Here is a 20,982-nt window from a genome sequence, read left to right as displayed (position 1 = left end):
GTCGCATGCGCACCGCCTACACGACCTGCCCGCTGTGCGAGGCCACCTGCGGGCTGGAGCTGACCATCGAGGACGACCGCGTCACCGCCGTCCGCGGCGACCGGCAGGACACCTTCAGCAACGGCTTCCTGTGCCCCAAGGGCGCGTCCCTCGGCGCCCTGGACGCCGACCCGGACCGCCTCCGCACGCCCCTGGCCCGTCGCGGCGGCGAGCTCGAGCCCGTCTCGTGGGACGACGCGTTCACCCTGGTGGACGAAAAGCTGACCGGGATCATCACCGGGCACGGCCGGGACGCGGTGGCCCTGTACCTGGGCAACCCGACCGTGCACTCGCTGGCCGGCGGCCTGTACGCGGGCGTGCTGCGCAAGGCGCTCGACTCGCGCAACGTCTTCACCGCTGCCACGGTGGACCAGATGCCCAAGCACGTGTCGTCCGGCCTGCTCTACGGCGGGATCTTCACCATCCCCGTGCCCGACATCGACCGCACGGACTTCCTCCTGCTGCTCGGCGCGGACCCGTTCTCCTCCAACGGCAGCCTGTGGACCGTGCCGGACGTGCCGGGCCGGCTCAAGGCGCTGCGCGAGCGCGGTGGCGCGTTCGTCGTGGTCGACCCGAGGCGCAGCCGCACCGCCGCCGCGGCCGACCGGCACCTGCCGATCGTCCCGGGCACCGACGTGTTCCTGTTGCTGGCCATGGTGAACGAGCTGTTCGCCGCCAACCTGGTCGACCTCGGCGCCCTCGCACCGCACGTGGTCGGGGTGGACGGGGTCCGGGCGCTGAGCGAGCCGTTCACGCCGGAGGCGGTGGCGGCGCGGTGCGGCATCCAAGCCGACGAGATGCGGGCGTTGGCGCACCGGCTCGCGGCGGCGCCCCGCGCGGCCGTCTACGGGCGGCTCGGCACCACGACGGTCGAGTTCGGCACCGTCGCGAGCTGGCTGGTCGACGTGCTGAACATCCTCACCGGCAACCTGGACCGGCCCGGCGGCGCGATGTTCCCGCTGCCCGCGCACGCGCGGCGCGGCACCGGGACGGGCAAGGGCTTCACGGCCGGCCGGTGGCACAGCCGGGTGCGCGGACTGCCCGAGGTGGCGGGGGAGCTGCCGGCGGTCGCGCTCGCCGACGAGATCGAGACGCCCGGCCCCGGCCAGGTCCGCGCGCTGGTGACGGTGGCGGGCAACCCCGCGCTGTCCCTGCCCAACTCGGCCCGGCTCGACGCCGCGCTGTCCACCCTGGACTTCATGGTGTCGGTCGACCCGTACCTCAACGAGACCACCCGGCACGCCGACGTGATCCTGCCGCCACCGCCGCCCAGCCGGCGCGCGCACTACGACCTCGCGTTCCTGTCGTTCGCGGTGCGGAACGTGGCCAAGTACTCCCGGCCCGCCGTGCCACCGGTCCCCGGCGAACCGGACGAGGGCGAGATCCTGCTGCGGCTGACCGGCATCGCCGCCGGCCTCGGCCCGAAGACCGACGTCGACGCGCTGGTGGGCCTGTCCGGCGAGTCGCCGCACACCCGCGAGGAACGGCTGCTGGACGCACGCCTGCGGTCCGGCCCCTACGGGCTGTCGGTGGACGCCCTGCTCGACCAGCCGCACGGCGTCGACCTCGGGCCGCTCACCAGCCGCGTGCCGGAGGTCCTGCGCACCCCGTCCGGCCGGATCGAGCTGTGCCCCGACCCGATCGCGGCCGACGTGCCGCGCGTCCTCCGGGCGTTGCGCGCGCCGGCCGACGGCTTGGTGCTGGTCGGCCGCCGGCACCTGCGGACGAACAACTCGTGGCTGCACAACGTGCCGGCGCTGGTGAAGGGCAAGCAGCTGTGCACGCTGCTGGTCAACCCGGACGACGCCGCCCGGCTCGGCCTGGTGGACGGCGGCGCGGCCCGCGTGACGTCACGGGTCGGCGAGGTCGAGGCCACCGTGGAGGTCACCGCCGACATGGCCGCCGGCGTGGTCAGCCTGCCGCACGGCTGGGGCCACGACCGGCCGGGCACCCGCCTCACCACCGCCGGGGCCCGTCCCGGCGTGAACGTCAACCTGCTCACCGACGACCTGGCCGTGGACCCGCTTTCCGGCACCGCCGTCCTCAACGGCGTCCGCGTGCACGTCACCCCCGCCCAGTCGGCCCAGTCCGTCCAGCTCGCGAAGTGAGGAGTACCGCCATGTCCGTGACCACGGCGCGCGTCACCGCCGACCTGCCCTTCGTGGCCGCCCAGGTGCACGACGACCGGGTGGCCTGGCGCCACCTGCGCGACGGGCAGTGGCAAGACCTGACCTTCACCGAGGTCGCCGAGTGGGTCATGGAACTGGCGTCGGGCCTGGTGCACCTGGGCGTCGAGCCAGGCGACCGGGTGTGCGTGCTGTCGGAGACCCGGCCCGAGTGGTCGGCGGCGGAGCTGGCGGTGCTCGCGGCGGGCGGCGTGGTGGTGCCGATCTACCCGTCCAGCGCGCCGGAGGAGTGCGCGTGGATCATCGGCGACTCGGGCGCCGTGCTGCTGATCGCGGAGACCGCCGAGCAGCGCGCCAAGGTCGACGGCATCCGCGACCGGGTGCCCGCGCTGCGCGACGTGATCGTCGTGGACGACGGCGGCCTGGCCGAACTCCGGTCGCAGGGCCGCACGTCACCGCTACCGGCCGAGCTGGACGACCGCCGCGCCGCGGTCGACCCCGACGACCCGGCCGTCATCATCTACACGTCCGGCACCACCGGCCCGCCCAAGGGCTGCGTGCTGACCAACCGGAACTTCACCACGATGTGCCTGCTCACCGAGGAGCTGTCGTACGTCCTGGTGGACGACGTGGTGTACCTGTTCCTGCCGCTGGCGCACGTGTTCGCCCAGATCGTGCACCTGTCCGCGATGCACGTCGGCGCCACGCTGGCGTTCTACGGCGGTGACGCGACGAAGATCGTGCCGGAGCTGGCGCAGGTGCGGCCGACGTACCTGCCGTCCGTGCCCCGGATCTTCGAGAAGGCCTACACCGCCGCGACCGCCGGTGTGCCGGAAGAGCAGCTGCGCCAGGCGGTCAAGGTCGGTCTGGCGGTCCGCGAGCTCCAGGCCGCCGGCCGGCCGCTGCCCCCGGAACTGGCCGCCGCGTTCGAGAAGGTCGACCCGGTGTTCGCCAGGGTGCGGGCGATCTTCGGCGGTCGGCTGCGCCAGGCCCTGTCCGGCGCGGCGCCCATCTCGGTCGAGGTGCTGGAGTTCTTCACCGCGGCCGGCGTGCCGGTGCTGGAGGGGTACGGGATGAGCGAGTCCACCGGCGTGGGCACGGTGAACACGTTGACCCGGCACAAGTTGGGCTCCGTCGGCACGTTCGGCATCGCGGGCCTGCAGCTCAAGGTGGACGAGGACGGCGAGATCCTGATGAACGGCCCGCACGTGTTCGCGGGCTACTGGAACAACCCCGGCGCCACCGCCGAAGTGCTCACCGACGGCTGGCTGCACACGGGCGACCTCGGCGTGGTGGACGACGACGGCTTCGTCACCATCACCGGCCGCAAGAAGGACATCATCATCACCGCCGGCGGCAAGAACATCGCCCCCGCCAACGTGGAGAACCAGCTCCGCCAGTCCCGCTGGATCTCGCACGCCGTCGTGTACGGGGACCGGAAGCCCTACCTGGTCGCCCTGATCACCCTGGACCAGGACGAAGTCGTCCCGTGGGCCACCGCGCAGGGCCTGCCCACCGACCTGCCCACCCTGGCACGCACGCCCGAGGTGCGCGCACTGATCCAGCAGGTCGTGGACGAGGCGAACTCCCACTTCTCGCACCTCTCCCAGGTCAAGCGGTTCACGATCCTGGACCGCGATCTGAGCCAGGACGACGGAGAGCTGACGCCGACGTTGAAGGTCAAGCGCCGGGTCGTCCACAGCACCCACGCCGAGCTGTACGACGAGCTGTACACGTGACGACAGCCGATCGGGTCGTCGTCGCCGACCGATCGGGTGCTCCACTGGACGGCGCGCTGGAATGCCTTTACCGTTCCAGGTCACAAGACCATCACCCGACCTGCCTCCGCCCAGGTCAACGCACGCCAACGATCCGTGGAGGCTTCCGTGGCACCCAGCCCAGGCGCACCCCGTCCAGGCGTACCCGGTCAGGGCGTACCCGGCGCCCGGCGACGCCTGTCGACCTCGTTCGGCGCCGTCACCACCGCTCTGGCGGTGCTCGCGACGACCTTGGTGTCCGCCGTGCCCGCGAGCGCGGCGCCGATCCTGCTGTCCCAGGGAAAACGGGCGGTCGCCTCGTCGGCCGGCTCGGGCTTCGCGCCGGGCCTGGCGGTGGACGGGAACTCGTCCACCCGCTGGGCCAGCGTGGGCGGCGTCGACCCGTCGTGGATCTACGTCGACCTCGGCGCCACCGCGACCATCACCAGGGTCCGGCTCCAGTGGGACCTGTCCTGCGCCCGCGCGTACCGCGTCGAGACGTCGGCCGACGCGAGCACGTGGACGACCGTCCACTCCACCGCCGCCGGCCAGGGCGGTGTCGAGGACCTGGTGGTCAGCGGCAGGGGCCGGTACGTCCGGGTGCACGGCACCACGCGGTGCCGCACGGCGTCGTACTACGGCTACTCCTTGCAGGAGTTCCAGGTCTTCGGCGAGACCGGGCAAGCGGACACCACGCCGCCGTCCCCGCCGGGGAACCCGCGCTCCGCCAACATCACGTCCACGTCGGTGGACCTGCTCTGGGACCCGGCGACCGACAACGTCGGCGTCACGTCCTACGAGGTCTACCAGCAGGGCCAGTTTGTCAAGTCGGTCACCGGCACGTCCACCACCGTCACCGGCCTCAACCCCAACGGCACCTACCTCTTCTACGTCAACGCCAAGGACGCCGCCGGCAACATCTCCCAGGCCAGTGACAACGTCGAGGTCCGCACGCCGCCCGCGCAGGCCGACACGGAGAAGCCCACCGCGCCGTCCGGCCTGCGCGCCACCGCCGTCACGGCGAACTCGGTGTCCCTCGCGTGGAACGCCTCGACCGACAACATCGGCGTGACCCGCTACGAGGTGCACGCCGGCGGCGCGAAGGTCGGTGACGCCACCGGCACGTCGGCCACCGTCGGCGGGCGCAGCCCGAACACCGCGTACACGTTCACCGTGCGGGCGTTCGACGCGGTCGGCAACGCCTCCGACCCGAGCACCCCGGTCACCGCCACCACCCCGTCCGGCGGCGACCAGGTCGGCACGGTCACGGAGCTGGCCGCCGACACCGATCTCCCGTGGGGCTTGGACTTCCTGCCCGACGGCTCCGGCGTCTACGCCCGGCGCGACGCGTTCGACATCGTCAAGCTGTCGCCGTCCGGCGTGAAGACGAACCTGGGCGCGGTGCCGGGCGTCGCGGGCACGAGCGGTGAAGGCGGCCTGCTCGGCGTGGAGGTGTCGCCGGACTTCGCCACGGACAACTACCTGTACGTCTACCACACCGCCGCGAACGACAACCGGATCGTGCGGATCAAGGTGCAGGACGACGCGCTGGTAGCGGGTTCGCTCCAGGTGCTGCTCACCGGCATCCCGCGCAACCGCTACCACAACGGCGGCCGGCTGCGGTTCGGCCCGGACGGCAAGCTGTACGCGGGCACCGGCGACGGCCAGAACGCGAACTGGGCGCAGGACCTGGCGAACCTGGGCGGGAAGGTGCTGCGGCTCGACACCGACGGCTCCGCGCCGACCGACAACCCGTTCTACGGCAACGGCGGCAACGCCCGGTACGTGTGGACCTACGGCCACCGCAACGTGCAGGGCCTCGCGTTCGACGGCCAGGGCAGGCTGTGGCAGGCCGAACTCGGCAACACCCTGATGGACGAGCTGAACCTGTCCCAGAAGGGCGGCAACTACGGCTGGCCCGCCTGCGAGGGCACGTCCGGCAGCTGCTCCGGTTACGTCGCGCCGAAGCGGACGTGGAGCACCGCCAGCGCCTCGCCCAGCGGCATCGCGATCGTCAACAACGCCCTGTACGTCGCGGCGTTGCGCGGCAGCAGGCTCTACCGGCTGGAGATCAGCGGCACGTCGGTCGGCTCGGAGACGACCCACTTCCAGGGCACCTACGGCCGGCTGCGCACCGTCGAACCCGCACCGGACGGCAGCTTGTGGCTGACGACCAGCAACGGCGACAAGGACAGCACCCCCGACAACTCCGACACCCGCGTCCTCCGGGTGCAGCTGAACTGAATAGGCTGTCTTCCGTGAGGTGGGCGTCCCTGCTCGTGGTGCTCTTGGTGCTCGCCGGTTGCGCGGACAGCCGCACGGTGGCCATCGACGAAGTGCCGGTGGCGGCGGACCCGCTGGTCACCACCCCGGACGCCTCCACCGGCACGTTCGCCGTCGACTGCGGGCGCAACGAGTCGCGGCACCTCAACGCGGACAACATGGTCATCGCGCCGGGACAGCCGTTCGGCGCGCACCACACCCACGAGTACGTCGGCAACGTCGGCACCGACGCCGCGTCCACCGACGAGTCGCTGGCCGCCGCCGCGACCACCTGCCGGGCCGGCGACCCGTCCACGTACTACTGGCCGGTGCTGCGGCTGACCGACCGGACCGGCCACGACGAGCACGAGCCCGGCGGCGGGGTGCACGGCAACACCGGCGAGGTGCTGCCGCCGGCGGCCGTGGACATCACGTTCACCGGCAGCCCGGTCAGCCGGGTCGTGCCGATGCCCAGGTTCCTGCGCATGATCACCGGCGACCCGGCCGCGCTGAACTCTGGGCGCGGTCGGGCGCGGTGGAGCTGCACCGGGTTCGAGGACCGGCACACCGACCGCTACCCCGACTGCCCGCCGGGCGGCCGGGTCCTGCGCACCTTCGAGTTCCCCAGCTGCTGGGACGGCCGCAACACCAACAGCCCGAGCCACCGGGCGCACGTCGAGTTCCCGGCCGCCAACGGCGTGTGCCGGACCGGGACGTTCCCGGTGCCGAAGCTGCGCGTCCGGGTCGCCTACGACGTGCCGCACGGCGTCCCGTACGCCATCGACAGCTTCCCCGAGCAGCGGCGCGACCCGAGCACGGACCACTGCATGTTCGTCAACGTCATGCCCGAGCCGCTGATGGCCCGCCTCACCGCCTGCCTGAACACCGGCGGCACCTGCTCGTAGGAACTCCTCCCGCCCGCGGTGAACCGAACCGGCCCGGCAGCCGTGTCCGGGGGAGGGAGTCGACGAGAGGAGTGGGTGGATGGCGGCTCTGTGGTCCCGGAAACGGGAGGCCGCGGCCGACGAGGCACTGATCCGGTCGCTCTACGAGGAACACGGGCGGGCGCTGCTCGCGTACGCGACGCGGTTGACCGGCGACCGGGCGGCGGCCGAGGACGTCGTCCAGGAAACCCTCGTCCGCGCCTGGCGGCACCCGGACGCGCTGGTGAACGGCAAGGGCTCGGTCCGCGGCTGGCTCCTCACCGTGACGCGCAACATCGTCACCGACCGCATCAGGGCGAAGGCGGCGAGACCGCGGGAGGTGGCCGAGACGCCCGCGGCACCGCCGGTGCAGCGCGACCACGCCGATGCGGTGGTGGACTCGATGGTCGTGCTGCAGGCCCTGGACCGGTTGTCGTCCGACCACCGCGACGTGCTGATGGAGATCTACTTCCGGGGTCGGAGCGTGACCGAGGCGGCCGAGGCGCTGGGGGTGCCGCCGGGCACGGTGAAATCGAGATCGCACTACGCGTTGCGGGCGTTGAGGGAGACGTTCGTCGGGCAACGGGTCGCGCTGAAGGGGGTGGCCGGATGACCACGAACCACGATCCACAGCTGCTGGGCGCCTACGTGCTCGGCGTGCTCGACGAGCGGGAGGCGCGTGCCGTGGAGGACCACTTGGCGTCCTGCCCGCGGTGCCGCGCCGAGGTGGACGGGCTGCGGGCGATGGAGGAGGTGATGGGCGACGTGCCCCCCGAGGCGTTGCTCGACGGCCCGCCCGACGGCGGTGACCTGCTGTTGCAGCGGACGCTGCGGCAGGTGCGGTCCGAGCGCGAAGGCCGCGTGGTCCGGCGCAGGGTCGGCCTGGGGTTGGCGGCGGCGGCGGTGGCGGCGATCGTGCTCGGCGGTGGTTTCGCGGTCGGCCGGAGCACGGCGCCCGATGTCGGCCAGGCCCAGCAGCAGCAGACGACCACGCCGCCCGCGCCGCCCGCCGGGACCAGGCTCGGGTCGGCCACCGACCCGGTGACCGGGGCCCGGATGACCGCGCAGGTCAGGCCCGCCGCCGGGTGGGTGCGGGTGAACGCGTCCGTCGCGGGCGTGGCGAAGGGCGAGAAGTGCAAGCTGTTCGTCGTCGCCAAGGACGGGAGCAGCCAGGAGGCCGGCAGCTGGCTGGTCTCACCGGCCGGTGAGACGGACGGCACCAACCTGGACGGCTCGGCGCTCATCGCGCCCGAGGACGTCGTCGCGGTCGAGGTCCGCACCTTCGCGGGGGAGCGGATCGTCACGGTGCCCGTCTAGCCCTGGTCCCGCCCCCGTGCGCGTCCACCGCGCACGGGGGCGGTCACCCGTTCAGGGCTTGAGCACGACCTTGCCCACGGTGGCGCGGCCTTCCAGCGCGGCGTGCGCCTTGGCGGCCTCACCGAGCGGGAACGTCGTGATCAGCGGCGTGAGGCGCTGGTCGGCCAAGGCGCGCAACGACAGCTCCTCCAGCCCGCGCAGGCTGGTGCCCTTCATCATCCGCGGCCCGACCGCGACCGTCGCGGTGATGCCGAGGCGGTAGAGGTCGGCGGTCCCGATGCGGGTCGGCTCGCCGGCGGACCAGCCGAACAGGACGATCCGGCCGCCGACGCCCAGCAGCTCCAGCGCCTCGCGGCCCGGTTCGCCGCCGACGCCGTCGAGCACCGCGGTCACCTCGCCGATCCCCTCCGACCAGCCCGGCCGGGTGTAGTCGACCACCACGTCCGCGCCCAGTTCCCGGACCAGGTCCAGCTTGGCGGTGCTCGCCACACCGACGACCCTGGCCCCGACCGCTTTCGCCTCCTGCACGAACAACGCGCCCAACCCGCCCGCGGCGGACGTCACCAGCACCACGTCGTCCGCGGTGATCTCCGCGATCCGCAGCACCCCGAGGGCGGTCCGGCCGGTGCCGATCATCGCCACCGCCGCGTCGAAGGGCACGTGGTCCGGCAGCTCGTGCAGCGAAGCGGCGTTCGCCACGGCCGACTCGGCGTAGCCGCCGCTCGCCGGCCCGAGGTGGGCGGTGACGCGCTTGCCCAGCCAGTGCGCCTCGACTCCCTCACCCAACCGCGTGACGACCCCGGCGACCTCCCGACCCGGCGTCATCGGCAGCGCGGGCAATGGGAACGGCCCGCCGCCCTCACCGCGGCGGATGCTCGTGTCGAGCAGGTGCACCCCCGCGGCGGACACCGCGATCCGCACCTGGCCGGGCCCCGGCTCGGGGTCTGGCGCCTCCTCGTAGCGCAGGTTCTCGGCTGGACCGAACTCGTACTGGCGGATGGCGTGCATCTTCGTCGTCCCCTCGGCCTGTGGTTGCCCGCAACGCTAGGAGTTCGAGCTAACTGGAGGTCAAGGGAACCGTTGCGGTGCGGTAATTCCTTTGACCGAACCACCACTTCGACGGGATAGTCGTGTGGACGCCGCACTGGTGTCCGATCAATCGGAAGGACTCGTCGTGGACAGCAGGGAGACCGAGTGGAACGGCTCGGCGACGCGCGCCTCGCACAATGCCGGCGCACGCTCCTGACCTGTGCGTACGGTGATTCCGGCGAGACGGCGCGGAATTGTTCGGGAAACCGGTTCGGCCTATTCGCACCGGGTTTTCGAATGGTGGTCCGCGCGGCACGCCGGCCCGGCCTTCATGGGGTGGGTCGGGACGGGTGAAAACCCCGGCACGACGGGGTGCGGGACTCCTGTCGGGAACGGGGGCGGGTTCGTGCGCCCGCCCCACCTCCACCCGACCGACTGGTTTGCCGTTCCGGGAGCAGGGGTAGTCGGTGGTCGTCCGGAGCCCGTCCAGGGCTCGTGGTCCTCAGTTGGAGGGCGAGATGACCCACCACTCGACCGCCGGTCGTGTCAAGGTCGCGGGTCTCCAGCCCGCCCAGGTGTTGGCGGGCCTCGTCGGCCTGGTCTTCCTCGCGTTGGGTGTGCTGGGCTTCGTGCGGACCGGCTTCGGCGATTTCGCGGGTGATCAGCACGCGACGCTGCTCGGGTTCGCGCTCAACCCGCTGCACAACGTGGTCCACCTGGTGTTCGGTGTGCTCGGCCTGGTGATGGCGAGCACGTCCGGGCTGGCCCGGCTCTACGGCTGGCTCTTGTTCCTCGGCTACGGCGTGGTGCTCCTCTGGGGCCTCGCTGTCGCCGGTGTCTTCTCCAGCAACCCGGTCTCGGGGCTGGGCAACCCGTTGGCGTTGAACAGCAACGACAACTGGCTGCACCTCGGCCTCGCCGCCGTCGGTCTGCTGATCGCGGTGCTCCCGGCGCGGCGCAAGCTCGTGACGGAGCCGGTGGTCGAGCAGCCGGTCGCGGAACGCCCGGTCTACGAGCACCCGGTGGCGGACCAGCGCGCCACCATCCGGAACCCGCAGGCACAGGTGGACCCGGCCACCCAGGAGATGCAGACGCAGGAGATGCCGACCCAGCGCTCGGGCGTGCACCCGAACGACCGGATCGAGTCGATGGACCCGACCGTGTCGCCGCGGCCGGTCCAGCCGGTCGACCCGACCGTCGAGGAGCACAGGTCACGGCGTGGTCGCTAGCAGGGCAAGCCACTGACGGAGCAGGTCACTGATCAGGGCTGTACCGGTGCACGGTCCTCCGCGGACCGTGCACCGTCGTGCGCGCTGACGGCTACGCGGCGGAGTCCATCCGCCGGAGCTGGTCGTCGTCCAGCTCGATCTCCAGCGCACCCAGCGACTCCTCCAGCTGGGCCAGGCTGCCGGCACCGACCAGCGGGATGATGCCCTGCCGCAGGACCCACGCCAGCACCACCTGGTTGACCGTCGCGCCGAGCTCGGCCGCCACGTCGTGCAGCACCTCCAGCCGCCGCGTGGTGCCGGGGTGGTCGTACTGCTCGTCCAGCGGCTTGTCCCGGTACTTCCCCGACAGCAGCGTCGAGTACGCCACCAGCGCCACGTCGCCCTCGGCCGCCGCGTAGTCGAACAGCTCGTCGGTCATGTGCACGTGCCCGGACTCCGGCAGCGCCGCGCCCGGCCTCGGCCGCAGGTAGCTGTACCGCTGCTGCGCCGCCACGTACAGCGGCCACCCGTTGGCCCGCGACACCGCCCGCGCCCGGTCGAACCGCCACGTCGCGTGGTTGCTCGCCCCGATCTCCCGCACCGCACCCGCCTCGACCAGGGACGCGAACCCGCCCAGCGTGTCCTCGAACGTGACGCTGCGGTCCTCGACGTGGCTGTAGTACAGGTCGATGTGGTCGACGCCCAGCCGCTTCAGGCTCGCCTCGGCCGCGCGCTTCACCGTGTCACCGGCCAGACCCTCGGCGTTCTCCAGGCCCGTGCCCGGCGTCAACGGCCGCGCGCCCATCTTCGTCGCCAGCACCACGTCGTCGCGGTTGCCCCTCGCGGCCAGCCAGCGGCCGACCGTCTCCTCGCTCTCGTCGCCCGTGCCGCCGTCCCAGAACACGTAGTTGTTGGCCGTGTCCAGGAACGTGCCGCCCGCCTCCGCGAAGCGGTCCATGATCGCGAAGGAGGTCTTCTCGTCCACCGACTTGCCGAACGGGAGCGTCCCCAGGCTCAGGGCGCTCACCTCCAGTGAACCGATGCGCTGTCGTCTCATGGCGGCCAGCCTGGATGCTGGAGCACGCTCCAGGTCAAGCCCCTGGCATGCTGGACGGCGATGTCGACACTGACGAAATGGGCTCCCGCCGTGCTGGCGCTGGTGCTGGTGGCCAGCCCCGGCGTGTGGCGGTACAGCAGGCACGTCATCACCATCGCGCACGAGGCCGGGCACGCCCTCGTCGCGCTGCTCACCGGCCGCAGGCTGGAGGGCATCAAGCTGAACTCGGACACGTCCGGGGTCACCGTGTCGCGCGGGCGGCCCACCGGCGTCGCCGTGGTGCTGATGTACTTCGCCGGGTACGTGACGCCGTCCCTGCTCGGCCTCGGCGCGGCGGCGCTGGTGACGTCCGAGCAGGTCAGGCCCCTGCTGTGGGCCACGATCGTGCTGCTCGCCGGGATGCTCCTCATGATCCGCAACGCGTTCGGCGTGCTGTCGGTCGTGCTGACCGGCGGGGTCATGTTCGCCGTGTCCTGGTACGCCACGACCGAGTGGCAGGCGTCGTTCGCGCTGTTCGTGACGTGGTTCCTGCTCCTCGGCGGTGTCCGGCCGGTGGGCGAGTTGCAGCGCCGGCGGCTGCGCGGGCGCGCACCGCAGTCCGACGCCGACCAGCTGGCCCGGATCACCCGCGTGCCCGGCCTGATGTGGGTGGCGCTGTTCGCCGTCGTCACGATCGGAACCCTGCTGGTGGGCGGGCGGATGCTGCTCCCGCTCTAGGCGCCGCGCGCTTCAGGGCGGACCGGTCGGGTAACCCCTTCCTTTCGAGGGAGGGCGCCATGACCACCACCGTCGCCGACCACGTGCTGCGCCGCCTCCGCGACTGGGGCGTCGAGCACGTCTTCGCCTACCCGGGCGACGGCATCAACGGGCTCGTCGCGGCCTTCGGGCGGCACGACGACCAGCCGCGGTTCATCCAGTCCCGGCACGAGGAGATGTCCGCGCTCGCAGCCGTCGGGTACGCGAAGTTCAGCGGCCGGGTCGGGGTGTGCCTGGCCACGTCCGGACCGGGCGCGATCCACCTGCTCAACGGCCTGTACGACGCCAAGCTCGACCACGTGCCGGTGGTCGCGATCGTCGGCCAGACCGCCCGCACCGCGATGGGCGGCAGCTACCAGCAGGAAGTCGACCTGCACTCGCTGTTCAAGGACGTCGCCTCCGAGTACCTGGTCGACGTGACGGTGCCCGAGCAGCTGCCCAACGCGCTGGACCGGGCGATCCGCACCGCCGAGTCGCAGCGCGCGCCCACCGCGTTGATCATCCCGGCGGACGTGCAGGAGCTGGAGTACTCGCCGCCGGAACACGCGTTCAAGCACGTGCCGTCGAGCGCGCCGAGCCGTTCGTGGGCCACCGCCGTGCCGTCGTCGGAGGACGTGCGGCGGGCGGTCGAGGTGCTGGACGCGGGGGAGCGGGTGGCGATCCTGGTCGGGCAGGGCGCCCGCGGCGCGGCCGACGAGGTGCGCGAACTCGCCGACGTGCTCGGCGCGGGCGTGGCGAAGGCGTTGCTGGGCAAGGACGTGCTGCCCGACGACGAACCGTGGGTGACCGGCTCGATCGGGCTGCTCGGCACCCGGCCCAGCTACGAGCTGATGCGCGACTGCGACACGTTGCTGATCGTCGGCTCCAGCTTCCCCTACTCGCAGTTCCTGCCCGGGTTCGACGACGCGCGGGCCGTCCAGGTCGACGTCGACGGTCGGCTGATCGGCATGCGCTACCCGACCGAGGTCAACCTCGTCGGTGACGCCGCCGCGACGCTGAGGGCGGTGCTGCGCGCGGTGCGGCGCAAGGAGGACCGGTCGTGGCGGGAGACGGTCGAGCGCAACGTGGCCGACTGGTGGGAGACCCTGCGCCGGCAGTCCTTCGTGGACGCCGAGCCGGTGAACCCGATGCGGATCATGTGGGAGCTGTCGCCCCGGCTGCCCGAGAACGCGATCGTCACCGCCGACTCGGGCAGCGCGGCCAACTGGTACGCCCGGCTGGTGCAGCTGCGCGGCCGGATGCGCGGGTCGCTCTCGGGCACGCTCGCCACCATGGGCGCCGGCGTCCCGTACGCGATCGGCGCGAAGTTCGCCCACCCCGACCGGCCCGTCGTGGCGCTCGTCGGCGACGGCGCGATGCAGATGAACGGGCTCGCCGAGCTGATCACCATCGCCCGCTACCACGAGGAGTGGACCGACCCACGCTGCGTGGTGTGCGTGCTGCACAACAACGATCTCAACCAGGTGACGTGGGAGCTGCGGGCCATGGGCGGCGAACCGAAGTTCGAGCAGTCCCAGGTGCTGCCCGACGTCGGCTACGCCGCGTTCGCCCGGTCCATCGGGCTGGACGGCATCGACGTGGACGACCCGGACGACCTCGGCGCGGCGTGGGACCGGGCGCTGACCGCGTCCAAGCCCGTCGTGCTGGACGTGCGGTGCGACCCGAACGTGCCACCGATCCCGCCGCACGCGACGTTCGAGCAGGCCAAGGCCACCATCGAGGCGATGCTGAAGGGCGACCCGGACGCGTGGGACGTGGTGCGACGCGGCGTCCGGACCAAGGTTCAGGAATTCCTGCACGGGTAACCGTCGGCCATGGTCTCGATGGGTTACTTCCTCTCCAGCGAGGAGTTCGGTCCGCGCGAGCTGGTGCAGCAGGCGCGGTGGGCGGAACAGGCCGGTTTCGAGCGGCTGTGGATCTCCGACCACTACCACCCGTGGAACGACGAGCAGGGCAACAGCCCGTTCGTCTGGTCGGTCATCGGCGCGTTGTCCGAGGTCACCTCACTGCCCGTGACCACGGCCGTCACCTGCCCGACGGTCCGGATTCACCCGGCCGTGGTGGCGCAGGCCGCGGCGACGGCCGCCCTCCAGTGCCGCGGCGGGTTCACCCTCGGGGTGGGCACCGGCGAGGCGCTGAACGAGCACATCCTCGGCGACCGGTGGCCGTCCGCGCCCGAGCGGCTGGAGATGCTGGAAGAGGCCGTCGAGGTCATGCGGGCGCTGTGGACGGGCGAGGAGGTCAGCCACCGCGGCCGGCACTACACGGTCGAGAACGCCCGGCTCTACACGCTGCCACCGTCACCGGTCCCGGTGTACGTGTCGGCGTTCGGGCTGAAGGCGGCGGACCTGGCCGGCCGGATCGGCGACGGCTTCTGCTCGACCATGCCGGACCCGTCGCTGATCTCGAAGTTCCGGTCCGCCGGAGGCGAGGGCAAGCCGACGCAGGCCGGGTTCAAGGTGTGCCACGCGGAGTCCGCCGAGGCCGGTGTGAAGACCGCGCACCGGTTGTGGGCCAACGAACACCTGCCCGGTGAACTGGCGCAGGTGCTGCCGACACCGCGGCACTTCGAGCAGGCCTCGACGCTGGTCACCGAGGAGGCCGTGGCGTCCGCGCTGCCCGTCGGCCCGGACCCGCGGCCGTACGTGGACGCGGTCCGCGAGTACGCCGACGCCGGCTACGACGAGGTCTACGTGCAGCAGATAGGCCCGGACCAGGAGCGGTTCTTCGCGTTCTGGGCCGACGCCGTGGCGCCCGAGCTGGCTACCCGGAATTCCGCCGCCAAGACACCCGCCGCCCGGACACCCGCGAGCCGATCACACGGAGGTGCGCGATGAGCGACCCGAACGAACGTCCGCTGGACGAGACCGAGCAGCTGGACGAGGACGAACTCGACGTCGACCCGCTGGAGCAGGGCATCGAACCGCCCGAGCACTGGAGCGGCGCCGACCGCCACGGCACCACGCAGCGTGAGCTGCGCGAGGGCGAAACCCTCGACGAACGGCTCGCGCAGGAAGAACCGGAGTAATCCGATGAGGCGCACCACGTTTGCCTTCCCCGGACCAGCGGGTACGCCGTGATCAAGGACATGTGACACCGCTAGGGGGTTCACCCGATGACCAGCACCGCGCGTTTGCCCAAGCCCGTGACCGATGTCTGGGACTGGCAGAAGGAGGGTTTGTGCCGAGGCCGTGACAGTGCGGTGTTCTTCCACCCGGACAACGAGCGCGGCTCGGCCCGCGCCGCCCGGGAGGAGAAGGCCAAGCAGCTCTGCGCCCGCTGCCCGGTCGTCGACCCGTGCCGCGAGCACGCGTTGGCGGTCCAGGAGCCGTACGGCGTCTGGGGCGGCATGGGAGAGGACGAGCGCCGCCGCATCATCGCGAGCCGTCGCCGTTCCGCTGCCTGACCCGTCCGGCGGCCCGACCCCGTCGGGCTGCCCGGTCCCGCACTGCCCGACCCCGTCCGGCCGCCTCGTCACCCGACCCCCGACCATGCCCAGGCCGGACCGACCGCCGTACTGGCCATCGAACACCACTGGCCCCCGAACACGCCGAGGCCGCCTGACCCGGAAGTCAGGCGGCCTCGAGTGTCCGGGGGTGTCCGGTAGCAGACCTCCCCGGCACCGTCCCGTCCGGCGGAGTCCCACCCCGCGTCCCACCCCGTCTGGCGTCCTACTCGGTCAGACCCTCGCGCAACTGCCGCAGCGTCTTCGCCAGCAACCGCGACACGTGCATCTGCGAGATCCCGACCTTCTGCGCGATCTGCGTCTGCGTCATGTTCCCGAAGAACCGCATCACCACGATCTTCCGCTCCCGCTCCGGCAGCTTCTCCAGCAACGGGTGCAACGCCTCCCGCTGCTCGATCGCCTCCAGCTCGGGGTCCTCCTCGCCCAGCGTGCTGCCCAGCGAGATCGAGCTGTCGTCCGCCACCAGCAGGTCGTCCAGCGACGCGCTGTGGTAGGCGTTGCCCGCCGCCAGCCCCTCGTGGATCTCCTCCCGGCTCAGCCCGAGGTGCTGCGCCAGCTCGCTCGGCGTCGGCGCCCGGCCCAGCTCCTGGGACAGCCGCGCCGAACCCGCGTTGATCGCCAGGTGCAGCTCCTTGAGCCGCCGCGGCATCCGCACCGACCAGCTGGAGTCCCGGAAGTACTTGCGGACCTCGCCCATGATCGTGGGCACCGCGAACGACAGGAAGTCGCTGCCCCGCTCCGGGTCGAACCGGTCCACCGCGTTGATCAGGCCGACCGTGGCGACCTGCACCAGGTCGTCGTACGGCTCACCGCGGTGCCCGAACCGCCGCGCGATGTGCTTGGCCACGGGCAGGTGCTCGGTCACCAGCTCGTCGCGCAGCCGCTCCCGCGCAGGATCTTCCTTCGCGGTCGCGGCGAGCCGGACGAACAGCGGCGCCAGGTGGTCGTAGTCCCCCTGGGTGCCGGACCGTGTCGTGCCCCCGTCGGACCCCGTCACGCATCCACCGTCCCCAGTGACCGCTTGACCAGGTCGATGTGCACCTCGAACCCGTCGGCCCGCGGCGCGACCCACGTCGTGACCGAGTCGACCAGCGCGCTCAGCACCCGCCAGCCGAAACTGTCCCGGTCGGGCGGTGCCGACCGTTCCGAACCCACCTCGGTGAACACCTGCACCGCGCCGTCGACCACGATGAACCGCGCGCTGAGCACGGCGTCCGTCGCGGCCAGCGAGATGAGGGTCGAGCACGCCTCGTCCACCGCCAGCTTCAAGTCCTCGATGGAGTCCAGGTCGAAATCCTGCCGCATGGCGATGTCGGCGGCCACGGCCCGGACGATGGACAGCTGCGTGGGATCCGCCGCCATCCGCAACTCGACCCCGGCCAGGGCGTTCTCCGACTCACCGCTGCGCGGCTCAGTGTGCGACACGCTCACCTCGTCGTCCGTTCTGTCTCGTTGTGCTGCTGAAGCTATCGGTACCCGAACTGATCGTCGCTCACACGTGTAAGCGACGCGCGGGCCGGGAAGACTGACTGATGCGACAGGAGGCCTTTTGACCGATCAACTCGCGGACCACCACTGGGGAGTGGAGTTCCCGGCACGGCCAGGGGAACTCGCGGCGGTCCGTGCCCGACTCGATTCCTGGCTGGCCGCCGAGGGTCTCTCCGAGGACGACCGCTACGACCTGCTCATCGCGGTGAACGAGGCGGCGAGCAACGCCGTCGAGCACGCCTACGCCTCCGACTCGACCGGCAACGTGCACATCCACGCCGACGCCCGGCCCGACGGCGGCATCCGCGTCGTCGTCGCCGACAACGGCTGCTGGCGCGTGCCACCGCCGACCCTGTCCGCCCGCGGCCGGGGCCTGCTGCTGATGCACGAGAACGTCGACGAGGTGATGGTCGACCGGCAGCCGAGCGGCACCACCGTCACCCTCGTCCTCACGCCCGGGCAGAGATCGCGCGGCACGTTCCTGCCGCCGTCCACGCCGCCGGAACCCGTGCAGGTCGCCGCACGCGACGGGTGGGTGGAGGTGGTCGTGCTCGGGGACGTGCCGGCGCACGCCGCGCCCGCCGTCCGCCGCCGCATCCTGACCGCGGCACGCGGTGGCACCGTGCCCGTCGTGGTGGACCTGGGCGCCCTCGGAGAGCGCAACGAAGGCCTCATCCGCAGCCTGAGGGCCGTCGCCGACGCCGCCGCGGCAGCGGGCAACCGCGTGGTCGTACGAGCACCCGAAGACGGCCACGCCCGCCGCGCACTCGTCGCGGCGGGCGTGGACCAGGTCGTGGACCTCGTTCCGCACGGCTAGAGCGGTGCGTGGTCTCAACGCGGCTCTTCGGCCTCCAACGCGCGGTCGACCGACTCGAACACGCTGAACACCTCACCCAGACCGGTGGCCGCCAGCGGGCGGGTCACCGCGCGCTCGACGGCGACGACGCGGAACGTCGCGCCGCGGCGCTGGGCGTGCTGGGACGCCTCCACCAGCACCGCCAGGCCGGCCGAGCCGAGGAAGCTCACACCGGACAGGTCGAGCACCAGGGTGCTGCCCTCTTCGATGTGGGGCAGCACGTCCGCGCGCAGCTGCGGGGCGGTGAGCATGTCGACCTCACCGCTCACCGCGACCACGGTGACCCCTTCGGACACCGTGCGAACGGTGAGCCGGATCTGCCCGGCCCGCAGGCCGGTGGCGGCGGACTCGGCTCCGCTCGTCGCCACGACGTCCGGATCCTGAACCGTCACGAGGCTCTCCTCTTCACCTTCAGTAACCGCTGGGTGGGAAGCCCGGTCGCGCGACGAGGTGCGCAGCGCTTGAAAGCAGCGTGGCGGAAACGTGCCCGCTAGCCGGACTTCCCGGCGCGGCTGTTGGCTCAACCGCTGCGTCACCCACCGTACGGAGCCCGTAGCGACACCACAAGCGGAGGGGCGGCGCATGACCTGTACCAGTGTAGTGCGCCTTTCGGTGTGCGGCGGGCCACGTACGGTGAACGGTTTGATCCGGGCGTAGGCGGTTACACCTCGAAGGAAGGCGCACTTCGGGATCCGCACAACTCAGCGACGAAACCCGCCTCCCGGCGCGGCTGGGCCCGGAAGTGACGTGGTGTCGGCCACAGTCGCGCAGAATTCCGTGTCGGGGATAACGCCACGAGAGCCGTGAGCGACAACCCTGATGGAGGGATTGCACATGAGCACCAGAACGGAAACCGAGTCCGAGCCCGCGAAGCGCAAGGCAGCGCGTCCCGGCACCAACGGGACGGGATCGCTGCCCACAGCCCCGTGCAGCGTGGTGTGGAGCCAAGGCCACGCCTACGTGCTCGAAGGTTTCCGGGCCCGCTGGGTCGGCGTCGACGACCGCGGTCGTCCGCAAGCGCTCAGCGGTGACGAACTGCAACGCCGCGGCTGGAGCCGCACGCGCGTCCAGTGACTACAGTTCGTCCGTGTCGCACGATCCAGCCGACCGGCTGCTGACCATCCCCAACGCGCTCAGCGTGCTGCGTTTGCTCGGCGTGCCGCTGTTCCTGTACCTGCTGCTGGGACCGCACGCGGACGGCTGGGCGCTCGTCGTGCTGGTCGCGGCGGGCCTCTCCGACTGGCTCGACGGCAAGATCGCCCGCTGGCTCGACCAGACCAGCAGGCTCGGCGCCCTGCTCGACCCGGCGGCCGACCGGCTCTACATCCTCGCCACCCTCGTCGCGTTCGTCGTGCGCGACATCGTGCCGTGGTGGGTGGCGGCAGTGCTGGTCGGCCGCGAGCTGGTGGTCGGGGCGTGCCTGCCCGTGCTCCGCGTCCGCGGCTACGGGCCGTTCGAGGTCAACTACCTCGGCAAGGCCGCCACGTTCAACCTGCTGTACGCGTTCCCGATCCTGCTGCTCGCCCAGGGCACCTCCACCGCCGCCCAGATCGCCCGGCCGGTGGCCTACGCGTTCATGGTCTGGGGCTGCGCCCTCTACCTCTGGTCGGGGGTGCTGTACCTCTACCAATTCGGCCACGCGCTGCGCGGACGGCCGGGGGTCGCGCCCGTCTGAACGGCGACGTGGGAAGATCCGGCAGCGAAGATCCACCGTCATTGAAGGAGCACACCGCGGTGATTCCCGAGGAGCTCAAGTACACCGAGGAACATGAGTGGGTGCTGCGCACCGGTGAGGACACCGTGCGCGTGGGCATCACCGACTACGCCCAGGAGCAACTCGGCGACGTCGTGTTCGTCCAGCTCCCGGAGCTCGGCGAGCAGGTCGGCGCCGGCCAGACGCTGGGAGAGGTCGAGTCCACCAAGAGCGTCTCGGACATCTACGCGCCGCTCGCCGGTGAGGTCGTCGCCCGGAACGACTCGTTGGACCAGCAGCCCGACCTGGTCAACTCCGACCCGTACGGCGAGGGGTGGATGGTGGAGCTGCGGCTGGAGGACCCGACCGCGGTCGACGACCTGCTCGACGCCGCCGCGTACCAGGAGCTGGCGGCATCGGAGTGACGTCGATCTTCCGGCGGCTCTTCGGTCGGTGGGGGAGCCGCTCCTCAGACAAGGGTTCGGGCACGATAGGTTCTAGCGGTCTCGACGCTTCCAGCAGCAGGAGGAGAGCTCAGGTGAGCACGAACGACGGGCCAGGCGTTCCGCCAGAGCAGTCCCCGGAGCGGACCTCCGTTTTCCGGGCCGACTTCCTCGCCGAGGTAGAGGGCGCCGAGGCGCCCGCCCAGGAGCCGGCCGTCGCCGGCGTCGACGCGCTGCCCGCTGGGTCGGCCCTGCTCGTGGTCAAGCGCGGCCCCAACGCGGGGTCGAGGTTCCTGCTGGACCGCGACACGACCAGCGCGGGTAGGCACCCCGACAGCGACATCTTCCTCGACGACGTGACGGTCTCCCGCCGCCACGCCGAGTTCCGCCGCGAGGGCGGCGAGTTCGTGGTGATCGACGTGGGCAGCCTCAACGGCACCTACGTCAACCGCGAGCCCGTCGACCAGGCGGTGCTGGCGAACGGCGACGAGGTGCAGATCGGCAAGTTCCGCCTGGTGTTCCTGACCGGTCCGGGCGCCGGGGGCCAGGGGGCCTGAGCGAT

General features: G+C 71.8%; 22 protein-coding genes. 17 read left to right on the top strand and 5 right to left on the bottom strand.

Annotated features, from left to right (window positions below; all coding sequences use genetic code 11):
• Positions 1-5: 5 nt before the first annotated feature.
• The 6 genes from OQ02_RS28120 to OQ02_RS28095 all read left to right on the top strand — a co-directional run bounded on the left by OQ02_RS28120 (position 6) and on the right by OQ02_RS28095 (position 8,424).
• Complete coding sequence (locus tag OQ02_RS28120) at positions 6-2,147, top strand: molybdopterin oxidoreductase family protein (RefSeq protein WP_033441608.1); 2,142 nt, start codon at positions 6-8, stop codon at positions 2,145-2,147.
• 11 nt (positions 2,148-2,158) lie between these two features.
• On the top strand, positions 2,159-3,904 hold the full coding sequence (locus OQ02_RS28115) for an AMP-dependent synthetase/ligase (RefSeq protein WP_033441607.1): 1,746 nt from the start codon (positions 2,159-2,161) through the stop codon (positions 3,902-3,904).
• Positions 3,905-4,051: 147 nt separating this feature from the next.
• A complete protein-coding gene (locus OQ02_RS28110; protein WP_231500259.1) occupies positions 4,052-6,166 on the top strand; it encodes a PQQ-dependent sugar dehydrogenase in 2,115 nt (704 codons plus the stop codon).
• A gap of 14 nt (positions 6,167-6,180) precedes the next feature.
• On the top strand, positions 6,181-7,089 hold the full coding sequence (locus tag OQ02_RS28105; protein ID WP_033441606.1) for a DUF1996 domain-containing protein: 909 nt from the start codon (positions 6,181-6,183) through the stop codon (positions 7,087-7,089).
• 79 nt (positions 7,090-7,168) lie between these two features.
• Positions 7,169-7,720 carry a sigma-70 family RNA polymerase sigma factor gene (locus OQ02_RS28100; protein WP_033441605.1) on the top strand — a complete coding sequence of 184 codons (552 nt, stop codon included), beginning with the start codon at positions 7,169-7,171 and terminating at the stop codon, positions 7,718-7,720.
• Positions 7,717-8,424 carry an anti-sigma factor family protein gene (locus OQ02_RS28095; protein ID WP_033441604.1) on the top strand — a complete coding sequence of 236 codons (708 nt, stop codon included), beginning with the start codon at positions 7,717-7,719 and terminating at the stop codon, positions 8,422-8,424. The genes OQ02_RS28100 and OQ02_RS28095 overlap by 4 nt, the downstream gene beginning before the upstream one ends.
• Before the next feature lie 51 nt (positions 8,425-8,475).
• On the opposite strand, the gene OQ02_RS28090 is transcribed toward OQ02_RS28095, so the two are convergent.
• Positions 8,476-9,432 (bottom strand): zinc-binding dehydrogenase, encoded by a 957-nt coding sequence (locus OQ02_RS28090; RefSeq protein WP_033441603.1) that lies wholly within the window; start codon positions 9,430-9,432, stop codon positions 8,476-8,478.
• Positions 9,433-9,971: 539 nt separating this feature from the next.
• Between OQ02_RS28090 and OQ02_RS28085 the strand changes: the two genes are divergently transcribed.
• Positions 9,972-10,682 (top strand): DUF4383 domain-containing protein, encoded by a 711-nt coding sequence (locus tag OQ02_RS28085; RefSeq protein WP_081916001.1) that lies wholly within the window; start codon positions 9,972-9,974, stop codon positions 10,680-10,682.
• 91 nt (positions 10,683-10,773) lie between these two features.
• Here the strand turns inward: OQ02_RS28085 and OQ02_RS28080 are convergent, their stop codons facing one another.
• Positions 10,774-11,718, bottom strand: a complete 945-nt coding sequence (locus OQ02_RS28080) for an aldo/keto reductase (RefSeq protein ID WP_033441602.1) — start codon at positions 11,716-11,718, stop codon at positions 10,774-10,776.
• 60 nt (positions 11,719-11,778) lie between these two features.
• On the opposite strand from OQ02_RS28080, the gene OQ02_RS28075 reads away from it, so the two are divergent.
• The 5 genes from OQ02_RS28075 to OQ02_RS28055 all read left to right on the top strand — a co-directional run bounded on the left by OQ02_RS28075 (position 11,779) and on the right by OQ02_RS28055 (position 15,880).
• Positions 11,779-12,435 (top strand): M50 family metallopeptidase, encoded by a 657-nt coding sequence (locus OQ02_RS28075; RefSeq protein ID WP_033441601.1) that lies wholly within the window; start codon positions 11,779-11,781, stop codon positions 12,433-12,435.
• A gap of 59 nt (positions 12,436-12,494) precedes the next feature.
• Positions 12,495-14,279 carry a thiamine pyrophosphate-requiring protein gene (locus OQ02_RS28070; protein ID WP_033441600.1) on the top strand — a complete coding sequence of 595 codons (1,785 nt, stop codon included), beginning with the start codon at positions 12,495-12,497 and terminating at the stop codon, positions 14,277-14,279.
• 9 nt (positions 14,280-14,288) lie between these two features.
• A complete protein-coding gene (locus OQ02_RS28065; protein ID WP_063747167.1) occupies positions 14,289-15,311 on the top strand; it encodes a TIGR03557 family F420-dependent LLM class oxidoreductase in 1,023 nt (340 codons plus the stop codon).
• Positions 15,308-15,502, top strand: a complete 195-nt coding sequence (locus tag OQ02_RS28060; RefSeq protein WP_033441599.1) for a hypothetical protein — start codon at positions 15,308-15,310, stop codon at positions 15,500-15,502. The genes OQ02_RS28065 and OQ02_RS28060 overlap by 4 nt, the downstream gene beginning before the upstream one ends.
• 87 nt (positions 15,503-15,589) lie before the next feature.
• Entirely contained in the window at positions 15,590-15,880 is a 291-nt protein-coding gene (locus OQ02_RS28055; RefSeq protein ID WP_033441598.1) for a WhiB family transcriptional regulator, read from the top strand.
• A 265-nt stretch (positions 15,881-16,145) separates the two neighbouring features.
• Here OQ02_RS28055 and OQ02_RS28050 read toward each other — a convergent pair whose 3' ends face one another.
• On the bottom strand, positions 16,146-16,937 hold the full coding sequence (locus tag OQ02_RS28050; RefSeq protein ID WP_033441597.1) for a SigB/SigF/SigG family RNA polymerase sigma factor: 792 nt from the start codon (positions 16,935-16,937) through the stop codon (positions 16,146-16,148).
• Positions 16,934-17,365: an ATP-binding protein gene (locus OQ02_RS28045; RefSeq protein WP_063747171.1), complete on the bottom strand. Its 432-nt coding sequence runs from the start codon at positions 17,363-17,365 to the stop codon at positions 16,934-16,936. Before OQ02_RS28045 ends, OQ02_RS28050 begins: the two co-directional genes overlap by 4 nt.
• A 124-nt stretch (positions 17,366-17,489) precedes the next feature.
• On the opposite strand from OQ02_RS28045, the gene OQ02_RS28040 reads away from it, so the two are divergent.
• Positions 17,490-18,245 (top strand): ATP-binding protein, encoded by a 756-nt coding sequence (locus OQ02_RS28040; protein ID WP_051772885.1) that lies wholly within the window; start codon positions 17,490-17,492, stop codon positions 18,243-18,245.
• Positions 18,246-18,259: 14 nt separating this feature from the next.
• Here OQ02_RS28040 and OQ02_RS28035 read toward each other — a convergent pair whose 3' ends face one another.
• Entirely contained in the window at positions 18,260-18,676 is a 417-nt protein-coding gene (locus OQ02_RS28035; RefSeq protein WP_033441595.1) for an STAS domain-containing protein, read from the bottom strand.
• A gap of 442 nt (positions 18,677-19,118) precedes the next feature.
• Here OQ02_RS28035 and OQ02_RS28030 point away from each other — a divergent pair, with 442 nt between their 5' ends.
• From OQ02_RS28030 to garA, 4 genes are all read left to right on the top strand, one after another.
• Positions 19,119-19,358, top strand: a complete 240-nt coding sequence (locus OQ02_RS28030; protein WP_033441594.1) for a hypothetical protein — start codon at positions 19,119-19,121, stop codon at positions 19,356-19,358.
• Positions 19,359-19,371: 13 nt separating this feature from the next.
• Complete coding sequence (locus tag OQ02_RS28025) at positions 19,372-19,959, top strand: CDP-alcohol phosphatidyltransferase family protein (protein WP_033441593.1); 588 nt, start codon at positions 19,372-19,374, stop codon at positions 19,957-19,959.
• 59 nt (positions 19,960-20,018) lie between these two features.
• Entirely contained in the window at positions 20,019-20,402 is a 384-nt protein-coding gene (gene gcvH, locus OQ02_RS28020; protein WP_033441691.1) for a glycine cleavage system protein GcvH, read from the top strand.
• A 113-nt stretch (positions 20,403-20,515) separates the two neighbouring features.
• Entirely contained in the window at positions 20,516-20,977 is a 462-nt protein-coding gene (garA, locus tag OQ02_RS28015; RefSeq protein ID WP_033427969.1) for a glycogen accumulation regulator GarA, read from the top strand.
• Positions 20,978-20,982: the final 5 nt, after the last annotated feature.

It is taken from the genome of Saccharothrix sp. NRRL B-16314 (assembly GCF_000716595.1).
Classification (GTDB): domain Bacteria; phylum Actinomycetota; class Actinomycetes; order Mycobacteriales; family Pseudonocardiaceae; genus Actinosynnema.
Note: the sequence above shows the minus strand (reverse complement) of the source record. Positions and strands in the feature narration are given on the sequence as shown.

Excerpts from the sequence above, each read along its gene's own strand:
- OQ02_RS28120 (WP_033441608.1), top strand. The coding sequence starts at position 6 with ATGCGCACCGCCTACACGACCTGCCCGCTGTGCGAGGCCACCTGCGGG.
- OQ02_RS28115 (WP_033441607.1), top strand. The coding sequence starts at position 2,159 with ATGTCCGTGACCACGGCGCGCGTCACCGCCGACCTGCCCTTCGTGGCC.
- OQ02_RS28100 (WP_033441605.1), top strand. The coding sequence starts at position 7,169 with ATGGCGGCTCTGTGGTCCCGGAAACGGGAGGCCGCGGCCGACGAGGCA.
- OQ02_RS28095 (WP_033441604.1), top strand. The coding sequence starts at position 7,717 with ATGACCACGAACCACGATCCACAGCTGCTGGGCGCCTACGTGCTCGGC.
- OQ02_RS28090 (WP_033441603.1), bottom strand. The coding sequence starts at position 9,432 with ATGCACGCCATCCGCCAGTACGAGTTCGGTCCAGCCGAGAACCTGCGC.
- OQ02_RS28085 (WP_081916001.1), top strand. The coding sequence starts at position 9,972 with ATGACCCACCACTCGACCGCCGGTCGTGTCAAGGTCGCGGGTCTCCAG.
- OQ02_RS28080 (WP_033441602.1), bottom strand. The coding sequence starts at position 11,718 with ATGAGACGACAGCGCATCGGTTCACTGGAGGTGAGCGCCCTGAGCCTG.
- OQ02_RS28075 (WP_033441601.1), top strand. The coding sequence starts at position 11,779 with ATGTCGACACTGACGAAATGGGCTCCCGCCGTGCTGGCGCTGGTGCTG.
- OQ02_RS28070 (WP_033441600.1), top strand. The coding sequence starts at position 12,495 with ATGACCACCACCGTCGCCGACCACGTGCTGCGCCGCCTCCGCGACTGG.
- OQ02_RS28065 (WP_063747167.1), top strand. The coding sequence starts at position 14,289 with ATGGTCTCGATGGGTTACTTCCTCTCCAGCGAGGAGTTCGGTCCGCGC.
- OQ02_RS28060 (WP_033441599.1), top strand. The coding sequence starts at position 15,308 with ATGAGCGACCCGAACGAACGTCCGCTGGACGAGACCGAGCAGCTGGAC.
- OQ02_RS28055 (WP_033441598.1), top strand. The coding sequence starts at position 15,590 with ATGACCAGCACCGCGCGTTTGCCCAAGCCCGTGACCGATGTCTGGGAC.
- OQ02_RS28030 (WP_033441594.1), top strand. The coding sequence starts at position 19,119 with ATGAGCACCAGAACGGAAACCGAGTCCGAGCCCGCGAAGCGCAAGGCA.